This is a genomic window from Aequorivita sp. CIP111184, from assembly GCF_900489465.1.
GTDB lineage: Bacteria > Bacteroidota > Bacteroidia > Flavobacteriales > Flavobacteriaceae > Aequorivita.
This window is the reverse complement of the sequence record NZ_UEFQ01000036.1, coordinates 42924-54910: the sequence shown is the minus strand read 5'-3', so window position 1 is coordinate 54910 and position 11987 is coordinate 42924. Positions and strand designations below refer to the sequence as shown.

General features: G+C 35.9%; 12 protein-coding genes. 6 read left to right on the top strand and 6 right to left on the bottom strand.

Annotated features, from left to right (window positions below; translation table 11 throughout):
- The 3 genes from AEQU1_RS15945 to AEQU1_RS15935 form a co-directional block, all read right to left on the bottom strand.
- Positions 1 to 480, bottom strand: a complete 480-nt coding sequence (locus AEQU1_RS15945; protein ID WP_111882694.1) for a lipocalin family protein — start codon at positions 478 to 480, stop codon at positions 1 to 3.
- Between the two features lie 37 nt (positions 481 to 517).
- Positions 518 to 679 carry a DUF1328 domain-containing protein gene (locus AEQU1_RS15940; RefSeq protein WP_111882693.1) on the bottom strand — a complete coding sequence of 54 codons (162 nt, stop codon included), beginning with the start codon at positions 677 to 679 and terminating at the stop codon, positions 518 to 520.
- Between the two features lie 97 nt (positions 680 to 776).
- Positions 777 to 2786: a thiamine pyrophosphate-dependent enzyme gene (locus AEQU1_RS15935; RefSeq protein WP_111882691.1), complete on the bottom strand. Its 2010-nt coding sequence runs from the start codon at positions 2784 to 2786 to the stop codon at positions 777 to 779.
- Positions 2787 to 2904: 118 nt separating this feature from the next.
- Between AEQU1_RS15935 and AEQU1_RS15930 the strand changes: the two genes are divergently transcribed.
- Genes AEQU1_RS15930 through AEQU1_RS15915 form a run of 4 tightly spaced genes read left to right on the top strand, consistent with a single transcriptional unit; the run spans position 2905 to position 5963 of the window.
- Positions 2905 to 3855, top strand: a complete 951-nt coding sequence (locus AEQU1_RS15930; protein WP_111882690.1) for an isopenicillin N synthase family oxygenase — start codon at positions 2905 to 2907, stop codon at positions 3853 to 3855.
- A 44-nt stretch (positions 3856 to 3899) separates the two neighbouring features.
- Positions 3900 to 4229, top strand: a complete 330-nt coding sequence (locus tag AEQU1_RS15925; protein WP_111882688.1) for a translation initiation factor — start codon at positions 3900 to 3902, stop codon at positions 4227 to 4229.
- Between the two features lie 10 nt (positions 4230 to 4239).
- Positions 4240 to 5112: a nucleoside phosphorylase gene (locus AEQU1_RS15920; protein ID WP_111882763.1), complete on the top strand. Its 873-nt coding sequence runs from the start codon at positions 4240 to 4242 to the stop codon at positions 5110 to 5112.
- Complete coding sequence (locus AEQU1_RS15915) at positions 5109 to 5963, top strand: substrate-binding domain-containing protein (RefSeq protein WP_111882687.1); 855 nt, start codon at positions 5109 to 5111, stop codon at positions 5961 to 5963. The genes AEQU1_RS15920 and AEQU1_RS15915 overlap by 4 nt, the downstream gene beginning before the upstream one ends.
- A gap of 207 nt (positions 5964 to 6170) precedes the next feature.
- Here the strand turns inward: AEQU1_RS15915 and ung are convergent, their stop codons facing one another.
- Entirely contained in the window at positions 6171 to 6836 is a 666-nt protein-coding gene (gene ung / locus AEQU1_RS15910; protein WP_111882685.1) for a uracil-DNA glycosylase, read from the bottom strand.
- Positions 6837 to 6875: 39 nt separating this feature from the next.
- On the opposite strand from ung, the gene AEQU1_RS15905 reads away from it, so the two are divergent.
- Both AEQU1_RS15905 and AEQU1_RS15900 read left to right on the top strand, forming a co-directional pair.
- Positions 6876 to 9050, top strand: coding sequence for an endonuclease MutS2 (locus AEQU1_RS15905; RefSeq protein ID WP_111882761.1), 2175 nt, complete (start codon positions 6876 to 6878; stop codon positions 9048 to 9050).
- A gap of 59 nt (positions 9051 to 9109) precedes the next feature.
- Positions 9110 to 9511: a thiol-disulfide oxidoreductase DCC family protein gene (locus AEQU1_RS15900; protein WP_111882683.1), complete on the top strand. Its 402-nt coding sequence runs from the start codon at positions 9110 to 9112 to the stop codon at positions 9509 to 9511.
- Between the two features lie 21 nt (positions 9512 to 9532).
- Here AEQU1_RS15900 and AEQU1_RS15895 read toward each other — a convergent pair whose 3' ends face one another.
- Positions 9533 to 10318 (bottom strand): hypothetical protein, encoded by a 786-nt coding sequence (locus AEQU1_RS15895; protein ID WP_111882682.1) that lies wholly within the window; start codon positions 10316 to 10318, stop codon positions 9533 to 9535.
- Between the two features lie 222 nt (positions 10319 to 10540).
- Positions 10541 to 11986, bottom strand: coding sequence for a dicarboxylate/amino acid:cation symporter (locus AEQU1_RS15890; protein ID WP_111882680.1), 1446 nt, complete (start codon positions 11984 to 11986; stop codon positions 10541 to 10543).
- Position 11987: the final 1 nt, after the last annotated feature.

Here is an 11987-nt window from a genome sequence, read left to right as displayed (position 1 = left end):
TTATTCTTGAATTTTAGAAAAGTTCATATTTATTTTGAATGGTTTCCCGTCCAAATTTACTGTTTGCTCCCAACGCATCGAAGATTCGTTTAATTGAGCAAGACGAAGTCTGAAACCAACATTTGTATCTGATTTACCTTTGGCATTTGTGGGTTTTAAAAGGAAATCATACAAACCAGTTGCGGGGTCAATTTCTTGAATTGTAAAGATAAAATCACGTTGTCCCGTTGGACAATTTGAATTTTCAATAGTATAATTACCTGTATTATTATTTGGTATAAATCTCCAGTTACTTCCTTCAAAACACTCTACTGAAGTGTCATTAAATAAGGTAACATTATATTTTCCTGAAGAGTCATAAGAGATACTGTTTAAAGCCCAATAGCCTTTAATAACTTTTCGGGATTCTTGAACAGTCTTAGGTGTTCCACACGAAAAAGCTGTGACCGCAATAAGGGCCAAAATGAGGATTTTTTTCATAAATGATAGTTTGTTTTTAAAAAAGGGTTAAGTAATTTTACTTTCTAAATAGACTTGAAAGTAACGATAGTACTAATAGTACAATAAAAATGTAAAAAATAATTTTGGCTATATCAGCTGCACCTTCTGCGATGCCTCCAAATCCAAAAACTGCTGCAATCAATGCAATGACTAGAAAAATAACAATCCAGCGTATCATAATAATGTGTTTTAATGATTAGTATGATACTAAAGTAAACAACAATTTTAACATTTGGATTTCCTTTATCTAAAGTTTAACAACGAATGTTAAAATACTAGTAAGAAAGCAAATCTAATAGGTTTTCTTTGAATTTATTCTTAGGAAGATAGGCAGATTCTAAATTTGAAGCAAACGGAACAGGCGTTTCCAAACTGGCAACTCTTTTAACGGGAGCGTCTAAGTGTTCAAAACAATTTTCCATTATCAATGCTGAAATATCTGACGCAATACCTCCAAACAAAGAATCTTCTTGAAGTATAATAACCTTTCCTGTTTTTTCAACAGATTTATAAATAGTTTCAGTATCCAAAGGTATCAATGTTCTTAGATCAATTAAGTCTGCGCTAATTTCCTGGTTTTGATCTAAAGTTTCTAAAGCCCAATGAACACCTGCGCCGTAGGTTATAATAGTGACATCTTTTCCTTCTTTTAATAAAGATGCTTTCCCCAATGGGATTGTATAATAATCAGTAGGCACATCTTGACGTATACTTCTATATAGTGCTTTGTGTTCAAAAAACATTACGGGGTTTGGGTCTTCAATGCTCGTAGCTAATAAACCTTTTGCATCATACGGAAATGCGGGATAAACTACTTTTAAACCTGGTGTATGTGTAAACCAAGCTTCATTTGTCTGGCTGTGAAAAGGTCCTGCGCCTACTCCTGCCCCGCAAGGCATACGTACAACCACATCAGCTTTTTCGTTCCAACGGTAATAATTTTTTGCCAGGTAATTAATGATTGGGTTAAAACCAGAAGTAACAAAATCTGCAAACTGCATTTCTACCACAGCTTTAAATCCATTTATTGAAAGACCCATTGCTGCAGAAACAATAGCAGATTCACATATAGGTGTATTACGTACCCGCTCTTTACCGAATTGCTCTACAAAACCTTCAGTAATTTTGAAAACACCCCCGTATTCAGCAACGTCTTGACCCATTATCACAAGATTGTCATGACGTTCCATGGACTGTTTCAAACCGTGAGAAATCGCATCAATTAAACGTATATTTTCTGTTTCTAAATTTTCCTTAACTTCTTGATATTTAAATTCTTTGTAAACATCATTTAATTCATTAGCTTCAGTAGATTCTATTTTTGGTTCTGCAAAAGCTATATCCAAATTTTCATCAATCTCGTGCTTAAACTCATTTTTAAACTGTTGGATCTTTTCATCAGAAAGAATTCCTTCGGATAGCAAATAACTTTCAAAATTTAGAAGGGGGTCACGTAAGCCCCATTCGTCAATTAAATCTGTTGGAACGTATTTTGTCCCACTAGCTTCTTCGTGGCCACGCATTCTAAAAGTTTTGAATTCTAAAAGCACAGGACGTGGATTTGTACGTATGCTTTCCACTAGATCTTTCAATTTTGTGTAAACTTCCAAAATGTCGTTACCTTCAATAATATGTGATTCCATGCCGTAGCCTTTGCCTCTATCTGCAAGGTTCTCACAATTATATTGTTCATTGGTGGGGGTTGAAAGTCCGTAACCATTATTTTCAATACAGAATAAAACCGGGAGTTGCCAGACAGAAGCAACGTTTAGTGCTTCGTGAATATCTCCTTCGCTTGTTCCGCCTTCACCTGTAAATACGGCACACACTTTATTGTTCCCTTTTAATTTGTTAGCCAAAGCAATTCCATCAGCAACGCCAAATTGTGGGCCTAAATGCGAAATCATTCCAATAATATGGAATTCCTGAGTTCCAAAATGAAAACTTCTATCGCGTCCTTTTGTAAAACCGTTGGCTTTTCCCTGCCATTGCGAAAATAATCTGTGAAGGGGAATATCGCGCATAGTGAATACTGCGAGATTTCTATGCATAGGCAATATGTACTCGTCTTTGTCTAAAACAGCCGTGATTCCTACTGAAATTGCTTCCTGCCCTATTCCACTAAACCATTTTGACACTTTTCCCTGACGCAACAGAATTAGCATTTTTTCTTCTATCATTCGCGGCTTCAACATTCCGCGATAGAGTTTTAGCAAGGTTTTATTGTCAAGATCCTTTCGGTTATAATCAAAAAAAATATGTGGAGTTGTTTCAGGTTTCATCATTAGTAATTAGAAGATTCAAAAGTAGAAAAAAACCATTGTAATACGGATTATTAAAGCAAATTTTATCTTCGGAAAAACTTTTACAATTTGGTATCTTTGTACCCTAAATTTAATTGCTATGAATAATATACCCAGCGTAGATTTGGCCGACTTTATTTCCGAAGACCCAAATAGAAAACAAAAATTTGTAAATGAAATAGGCTCCGCTTATGAAGATATAGGCTTTGTTTCGCTTAAAAACCATTTTCTCAGTGATAATTTGGTGGACGAACTTTATAAAGAAGTAAAAAGTTTTTTTGCCCTGCCGATTGAAGTAAAGGAAAAATATGAAATTGAAGGACTTGGCGGCCAGCGAGGTTATATTTCTTTTGGAAAAGAGCATGCTAAAGGAAAGAAAGAAGGTGATTTAAAAGAGTTTTGGCACTTTGGACAAGAACCTACTGCCGATGCCAATCTTGAAGAAGAATATCCGAAAAACGTACATGTTAAAGAATTGCTGGATTTTAACCATACAGGTATGGAAGCATACCGAATGCTTGAAAAAACAGGGATTTATGTGCTTAGGGCCTTAGCTATATATATAGGTCTGGATGAGTTTTATTTTGACCATTGGGCAACAAATGGAAATAGTATTTTAAGACCAATTCACTACCCACCTATAACCGAAGAACCCAAAGGCGCAGTGCGTGCGGGAGCTCACGGAGATATAAATTTGATTACATTATTAATGGGCGCATCTGCTGGCGGACTTCAAGTGTTGCGAAAAGATGGCGAATGGATTGACGCAATCCCAAATGAGGATGAGTTGGTTATAAATGTGGGCGATATGCTGGAACGACTTACTAATAATAAATTGCGTTCTACAATCCATAGAGTTGTAAATCCACCTCGCGAGGAATGGGGCAGTCCAAGATATTCCATCCCTTTCTTTATGCATCCGCGAAGCGATATGAAACTGAATTGTTTGGAAGAATGTATTGACGCTGAACACCCAAAAGCCTACGAAGATATAACCGCAGGTAAATTTTTACACCAACGTTTAGTAGAAATAGGACTCATAAAGAAGTAAGCAGTGCCCAAGACAGTTTATAATTAAACCTGAAATCTAATACATTGAAATCTCTAGAAGACCAATTAAAAAACCTTTTCCCCGATCACGAACCAAAAGAGGTTCCTGAAACCGAGGAGGAATCTACTATTTGGATGCAAGATGATCCATTGATTTGTAAATATGAAAAGCGAAAAGGCAAACCGATAACTATTATTGAAGGCTATACCGGCGCAGATTCAGATTTTAAAATTCTTGCAAAGGAAATAAAACAATTATTGAGCGTTGGCGGAAGTTTTAAAAATGAACAAATAATCATTCAAGGTGATTATCGTGATAAGATTATGCAGTTTTTAAAAGATAAGGGCTTTAAAGTAAAAAGAGTTGGTGGATAAAAATGATAAGATGAGAATAGAGGAATCTGAATTAATATTGACTCCAGAAGGAAAAATCTACCATTTGGATTTGGAACCTTCACAACTTGCCCCAACAATAATTACTGTTGGTGATCCTGACCGTGTGGAAATGGTTTCAAAATATTTTGACACTATTGAAACAACTGCACAGCATAGAGAGTTCAAAACCCACACCGGAACTTATAAAGGAAAACGAATTAGTGTGATTTCCACAGGAATTGGTCCAGATAATATTGATATTGTATTTAATGAGCTGGATGCTTTGGTTAACATAGATTTTGAAAAACGTCAACCAAAAAAAAAGCTAATATCTCTTGAAATCATCAGAATTGGGACTTCAGGAGGGTTAACGCCAGAGATTGAAGTTGATAGTTTTCTAATAAGTAGTTTGGGTATTGGCTTGGACAACGTAATGCATTATTACGACAAGACAGACAAAATTTTTAATCGTGAATTTGCACAAGCTTTTATAGATCATACCCAATGGAATCCTGACAATTCTGTGCCTTATGTTGTGGAAGCAGATAAAGCTTTATTTAAAAAATTCTCTTCAGAAAAGACATATTCTGGTATAACTATTACCAATGTTGGATTTTATGGGCCACAAGGCCGCGTGCTTCGCGCAAAATTGAAGGATATAAATTTGAATGAAAAACTGACTTCCTTCCGATATAAAAAGAAAAAAATAACCAATTTAGAAATGGAAACGGCCACAATGTACGGAATGTCTAAATTGCTTGGGCATCGTGCAGTTTCAATGAATGCGATTATCGCAAATCGTGCTTCGGGAAATTTCAGCAAAGATGCAGCAAAAACCATTGAAGCGCTTATTCAATACACTTTGGGAAAAATTACAGAATGAAAAACTTTTTAATTGGCGGCGTGCCGGAACATTTTAATTTGCCTTGGTACATCGCACTTCGCGATAAGAAATTTAACGAAAAAGGAATTAATCTGCGATGGAAGGATTATCCCGGCGGAACAGGTCAAATGTGTCGTGCTTTGCGGGATAAAGAAATTGATATGGCTGTAATTCTAACCGAAGGAATGGTACGCGATATTATTAATGGCAATGAAAGCAAGATTGTCCAAGTTTTTGTAAAATCTCCGCTGCTTTGGGGAATTCATGTGGCTGCAAATTCAGATTATGAAACGGTTTCAGATTTAAAAGGAACAAAAGCCGCAATAAGCCGTTTTGGTTCTGGTTCACATTTAATGGCTTTCGTGAATGCTGAAAACCTTGAATGGGATTTGAAGAACGATTTGTATTTTAAGGTAATAAAAGATCTGGATGGGGCTTTAGAGGGGCTTCCAAAAGGAAACGGTGATTATTTTATGTGGGAAAAGTTTATGACCAAACCACATGTGGATAATGGTACGTTTCGATTAATTGGCGAATCCCCTACTCCGTGGCCAAGTTTTGTTATAGCTGTTCGAAATGATGTTTTGGAAAATGATACCGAAAGTGTCAAATATATTTTGGAAGTAATAAATTCCATGACAGAAAATTTTAATACACTGCCAAGTATTGATGAAATGATAGCCAAACGCTACGGTCAAAAAATTGAAGATGTGCGTGAATGGCTATCGTTAACTGAATGGAGTGACCGTCAATTAACTTCAGAAGAGCTGGAAAAAATTCAACAAAAACTATTGGAATTGGATTTGATAGAAGGTAAAATTCAGGAAAACAACATTTTACAAAATTTCTAAAAAAAATCTTAATTTTTACGCAACCCGAAAGTGTTAGCTGCATCTTATTGATATAAAATCAAATATTATGACTACTTTTTTAATCGTTTTGGGAGCGTTGTTAGTCACAAACTTCTTGCTATTGCAATTTAGCTGCAATGACGCAACCGAATCAGAAGTACCGGAAGAAGAATAAGAAATATCCCCATTTCTTTTCTTTTCCTAAAATCACCAATCAATTGGTTTTTTTCCTTTCCCTATTAAATATTCATTTGTTTTACTGAAGTGTTTGTTTCCAAACCAATAACCCCTATTTGCTGCTAATGGTGAAGGATGGCCACTTGTTAATACCAAATGTTTTGAAGTATCCACCTTTGCCCCTTTTTTCTTTGCGGGTCCACCCCAGAGCATAAAAACCAATCCCTCTCTTTCTTTTGAAAGCTTTTCAATCACTGCATCCGTAAATTTTTCCCAACCTTTATTTTGATGGCTTGCAGCTTGATGGGCGCGAACCGTTAGTGTTGCATTCAAAAGTAGAACGCCTTGATCTGCCCAACGTTCCAAATTTCCATTGTGGGGAAGTGATGAACCAATGTCTGTTTTTATTTCCCCAAAAATATTTTTAAGTGAAGGTGGAACAGCAACATTTTCACCAACAGAAAAACAAAGACCGTGCGCCTGTCCCGGACCGTGATAAGGATCCTGCCCAATTATTACAACTTTTACTTCCTCAAAATGAGTGTGGTTAAAAGCTGAAAAAATCTCCTTCGCTGGTGGAAAACATAGGGTTGAAGCATACTCATCTTTAACAAATTCGGTTAAATCTTTAAAATAGGGTTTCTCAAATTCATCCTTTAAAATCGCCTTCCATGTGGGTTCGATTGTTACCTGCATTATTATTACTTTTGTATGATTGCTGAAAAAGTAAAATTAATGGAAATAAAACGGAAACTCCGTATAGACAGTAAAACTTTAGAAGACCTTGAATTCCCTTCGGTGTTGCGTCAAGTCTCGGAATTTTGTGTAACCGAACCGGGGCGTGAGCAGGTACTTGAAATAGCGCCATTTCAGGATTTTGAAGAAATTGAACCTGAGTTACAACGTGTAAAGGAATTTACGGCTTCGTTTGATGGAGACAATAGAATTCCAAACCACGGTTTTGATACAATTTTTAGAGAGTTGCGATTGCTGGATATTGAAAACAGCTCGCTTGAAATTTCAGGTTTTCGAAAAATTCTTTCCATTTCTGAAACTACTCGGATACTTTTAAAATTTTTCAAAAAGTTTGAAGAGTTTTACATTCACTTGAATTCTTTTTCGGAAGAAGTAAGTTATACTTCAATCATTTCTGAAGAAATAAACAAACGGGTTGACAAATACGGCGAAATAAAAGACGAAGCTTCTACGGAGTTAGGGATGATTCGCAGAAGATTGAATGTGGTAAAAGGAAAAATTAATTCCTCTTTTACAAAAGCACTTTCGCAATACATTCAAAATGATTATTTGGATGAAATTCGCGAATCTGTTGTTGAAAATCGTCGTGTTCTTGCCGTAAAGGCGATGCACCGAAAAAAAGTAAAGGGCGCTGTTTTGGGTAGTTCAAAAACCGGAAGCATTGTTTATATTGAACCACAGGAAACCCTTGAATATGCTAATGAACTTAGCAATTTGCTTTATGAAGAAGACGAAGAAGTAAAGCGAATATTAAAAGCTTTAACTGAATTTGTCCGACCGTATGCATCACTTTTAGCGAGTTATCAGGAATACTTGATAACAATGGACGTACTATACGCGAAGACAAAATATGCTCTAAAAATAAACGGTGTTTTGCCAATTATAACTTCAGAAAAAAAGATTTCGCTTCAGAAAGCATTCCACCCATTACTGTTGGTTTCAAACAATAAAAGGAAAGAAAAAACCTTTCCGCAAAGCATTGAATTGGTTCCCGACAAACGAATAATTGTTATCTCTGGGCCAAATGCTGGTGGTAAAAGTATTACACTTAAAACAGTTGGGCTTTTGCAGGTAATGTTGCAAAGTGGTATGTTGATTTCCGCTGAACCGCAAAGTGAAATGTGCTTTTTCAAAAGGATTTTAACTGATATTGGCGACAATCAATCCATTGAAAATCATTTGAGTACCTATAGTTATCGCTTAAAAAAAATGAATCAATTTCTGAAAAAGTGCAACAATAAAACACTTTTTTTGATTGATGAATTTGGAACTGGAAGCGACCCCGAACTTGGTGGCGCATTGGCAGAAACATTTTTGGAAGTTTTTTACGAGCGTGAAGCTTTCGGGATAATCACAACGCATTATACCAATTTAAAGCTATTGGCCAACGAACTGCCAGACGCGATAAATGCCAATATGCAGTTTGACAATAAATCTTTGGAGCCCTTGTATCATCTGCATTTGGGCGAAGCGGGAAGCAGTTATACGTTTGAAGTTGCTCAGAAAAACGGTATTCCCTACAGTCTTATAAATAAGGCAAAGAAAAAAATTGAACGCGGTAAAGTTCGCTTTGATAAAACGATTGCCAACCTTCAAAAAGAGCGCTCAAATCTTCGGAAAACTTCAGAATCTTTAAAAAATGAAGAACAAAAAGCTCGAGTTGAAGGCAAACAATTAGAAGAAGTAAATGCTCGCGTACAGGAAAAACTGGAAAGCTATCAAGAATTATTTGATGCCAACCAAAAACTAATCAGTTTAGGCAAAAAGGTGGATGTACTTTCTGAAAAGTATTTCAACAACAAGCAGAAAAAACAGTTGATTGATGAGTTGATGAAGCTGGTAATGATAGAAAACAGCAAGCGAAAAAAGTTGACTCCAAAAGTAAAAAAGGCTGTAAAAGTTAAAGAGCAAAATGTTATTAAGGAAGTTGAGCAAAAAGTTGAAATAATTCGTGAGCGGAAGAAGGAAGAAAAAGAACAAGCAAAAAAATTACCTTCCCCAAAACCGAAAGTTGCACTCAAAATTGGCGACAGGGTTCGAATGATTGACGGAAAGGCTATTGGAACAATTGATACTATTGAAAAAAACAAAGCAATCGTTAATTATGGAATGTTTACGACTAATGTAAGTCTGGAGGAATTAGAAAAAGTTTAATTAATTCTTGACTGCACTCGACAGGATATTTGTCTCCTTAAGTTTAGCGAGAGATTATTATGAATGCAAAACACAAAATAATATTGTTCGACGGCGTTTGCAACCTATGCAATGGCGCGGTTACATATATCATTCAACGAGATAAAAAAAACATCTTCAAATTTGCGGCGCTTCAGAGTGAGATTGGGAAACAATTGGTTGCAAAATTCAAAATTGATACAAAAAAAGTAGATTCCATTATTTTTATTGATGGTGAAAAACATTACGAAAAATCTACCGCTGCCCTTCGGATCTCTAAAGATCTATCTGGAGCTTATCCTCTACTTTTTGGGTTTATGATTGTTCCAAAATTTATTCGCAACGCTGTTTACGATTATATTGCCCGTAATCGTTACAAGTGGTTCGGAAAAAAAGAAAGCTGTATGATTCCAACTGCGGAATTGAAGGAAAGGTTTCTTTAATTCAGCAAACTAAATAAATTCTCAATTAATATTTTGCCCCACATTCAAATCTCCTGGAGAATCATCTGTAGGGGCATTCCAAATAAAATCGCCATAAAAATCTCCAGTTCCAGTTAATTGAATGGAAAGCCCGGCAGAATCAGTTCCATCCTCGAAAACTACTATATCAATTGAAGTCATTCCATTAGCTAAATTCTCTGTAGCTGTAAAAGAGCCTTCATAACTAATAAACTGTATGACTTGACCATTTGATCTTTTGATTAGAGCGATTCCTTCCATTTCATTTTGAATAGAAGGAGGAGAAAAACTTAAAGCCCCAAAATTGTTCGATTCATTATCAATTATTCCAGATAAATTAAGTCCGTAATAAACAGATCCATCAACCCCATTATAAAACAATAATCTATAATTACCTAAATCCAATCCAGTAGGCCCAGCGATTTCTACAAATTCACCAAGGTCTGCACCAATATTGTCATAATGAAATTCGTTTATCCAAGGCTCAACCGCTATTCTATCGAGACAATTGATGTTTTCCCAGTTAGTACCGTTCCAAATTTGTAGACATCCAATAGATTCCACAAAAACCATTAAACCAACATCGTTTACCGAAGGGTTTATTAAATCCCGCTGTGCAGCAACATCAACTCTAGGCGGCATAAAACCTTTGTAAGTAGTGCCTCCATCAGAGGTACTGCTAATTTCAAGCATTGAAGAATTAGTGGGATTTACGGTTCCAATCCCCACCTGGCCAAATACATTTACTAATGTACAGCCAGCACAAAATAATAAGATAATTTTTTTCATAACTATGATATTTAGTCATAGCTAAATAGGTAAATTCAAGAAAAAAAATTAGATCGGGCATTTGTTCCCGGGGAGAAGTAATAATCTAAATTACTGAAATTTAATCTTTTTTCAAAAAACTAAACTGTTAAAATATAATCATATAAGAAATTCAAACCTTTGACGCATCATTATTCTATTAAATGATTAGTCATAAAAAAAGTTTAATGAACATTAAATTATTTAAGAATCTAAATCGAATGTTTCAGAAGGATTTTCCTGTGGATCGTAATTAAGCATGCCTTCGCCATCAGCAATTATGGTACAAACGGTTGCATCTCCCGTAACGTTTACAACGGTTCGGAACATATCTAAAATTCTATCTACTGGAAAAATTATAGCAATCCAAGCCGGATTTAATCCAACAGATTCCAGAACAATTATAAGCATTACTAGACCTGCACTCGGTACTGCGGCTGAACCAATTGAGGCCAATGTAGCAGTAAGTACGATAGTTAATTGTTGTCCGAATGTTAAATCAATCATATGCAGTTGTGCGAGAAAAACAACAGCAACAGCTTGATACAAGCAAGTTCCATCCATATTTACTGTTGCTCCAATTGGCAAAACAAAACTAGTTATCTTTTTATCAACCCCAAGATTTTCTTCCACACATTCCATAGTTACCGGTAGTGTGGCGGCGCTACTTGAAGTTGAAAATGCCAAGGTCTGTGCGGGAGCAATTGCATTAAAAAACCCTTTGTAAGGTATTTTTTTAACAAAAAGCTTCATCAATAAAGGGTACACAATAAAAATCATCAGCATCAATCCTAAAAAGACGGTTAGTGAATACCAGCTTAAGCCTTTAAATATTTCATATACTTTTCCAATATCATCTCCAGCCATTTTACTTACAACCCCCGCCAATAGTGCAAAAACGAAAAAAGGAGCTGCCTGCATAACCAAGTCTACCATTTTTAGGAAAACTTCCATTGCGCTATCCATAAAGTCTGTTACGGGTTTTGATTTTTCATTCGGAATAAGCAAGAGGCAAACCCCAAAAAATATTCCGAAGAATATAATTTGAAGCATCAACCCATTGTTTGTCAACGAGAAGAAAAAGTTTTCAGGAACTAAATCTACTAAAGGTTGAAGGGGTGTAGCTTCTTTTGTTTGTTCAGCAGTCTGCATTTTATCGCTTACAGCGGCATCTCTCAGTTCCCCCTTTGAAAGGTCGGTTATTTTTTGGGCACGTTCAAAGAATGCAGGATCCTGTAAATAATTAACTCCATCTTTTATTTCGTAGCCTTCAGATGCGGCCCAAACCTCATAACTAATACGGTTGTCAATTCTGCTTTGTTCATCAATTAATTTTCCAGGTTGAATAATGTTAACAAGCGCGAGACCTAAACCTACTGCAAAAAGTGTTGTAAGCAAATATGCAAGTAGTGTCTTCCCTCCCATTCTTCCAAGGCTTGAAGGATCTCCAATGTTTGCCACACCTGTAATAATTGAAACCAACACCAAAGGAACAGCTATTAGCTTTAGGAGATTGATGAAAATTTTTCCAAAGGGTGCTATCCAATCAATAGTAAATTCGCTCCAGCCCAATTTACTTGAAAGCAATGCCCAAATTATACCTAAAACAAGTCCGATGATTATCTTCCAGTGTAGCGCTAGTTTTTTCATA

Excerpts from the sequence above, each read along its gene's own strand:
- AEQU1_RS15945 (WP_111882694.1), bottom strand. The coding sequence starts at position 480 with ATGAAAAAAATCCTCATTTTGGCCCTTATTGCGGTCACAGCTTTTTCG.
- AEQU1_RS15940 (WP_111882693.1), bottom strand. The coding sequence starts at position 679 with ATGATACGCTGGATTGTTATTTTTCTAGTCATTGCATTGATTGCAGCA.
- AEQU1_RS15935 (WP_111882691.1), bottom strand. The coding sequence starts at position 2,786 with ATGATGAAACCTGAAACAACTCCACATATTTTTTTTGATTATAACCGA.
- AEQU1_RS15930 (WP_111882690.1), top strand. The coding sequence starts at position 2,905 with ATGAATAATATACCCAGCGTAGATTTGGCCGACTTTATTTCCGAAGAC.
- AEQU1_RS15920 (WP_111882763.1), top strand. The coding sequence starts at position 4,240 with ATGAGAATAGAGGAATCTGAATTAATATTGACTCCAGAAGGAAAAATC.
- AEQU1_RS15915 (WP_111882687.1), top strand. The coding sequence starts at position 5,109 with ATGAAAAACTTTTTAATTGGCGGCGTGCCGGAACATTTTAATTTGCCT.
- ung (WP_111882685.1), bottom strand. The coding sequence starts at position 6,836 with ATGCAGGTAACAATCGAACCCACATGGAAGGCGATTTTAAAGGATGAA.
- AEQU1_RS15905 (WP_111882761.1), top strand. The coding sequence starts at position 6,876 with ATGGAAATAAAACGGAAACTCCGTATAGACAGTAAAACTTTAGAAGAC.
- AEQU1_RS15900 (WP_111882683.1), top strand. The coding sequence starts at position 9,110 with ATGAATGCAAAACACAAAATAATATTGTTCGACGGCGTTTGCAACCTA.
- AEQU1_RS15895 (WP_111882682.1), bottom strand. The coding sequence starts at position 10,318 with ATGAAAAAAATTATCTTATTATTTTGTGCTGGCTGTACATTAGTAAAT.
- AEQU1_RS15890 (WP_111882680.1), bottom strand. The coding sequence starts at position 11,986 with ATGAAAAAACTAGCGCTACACTGGAAGATAATCATCGGACTTGTTTTA.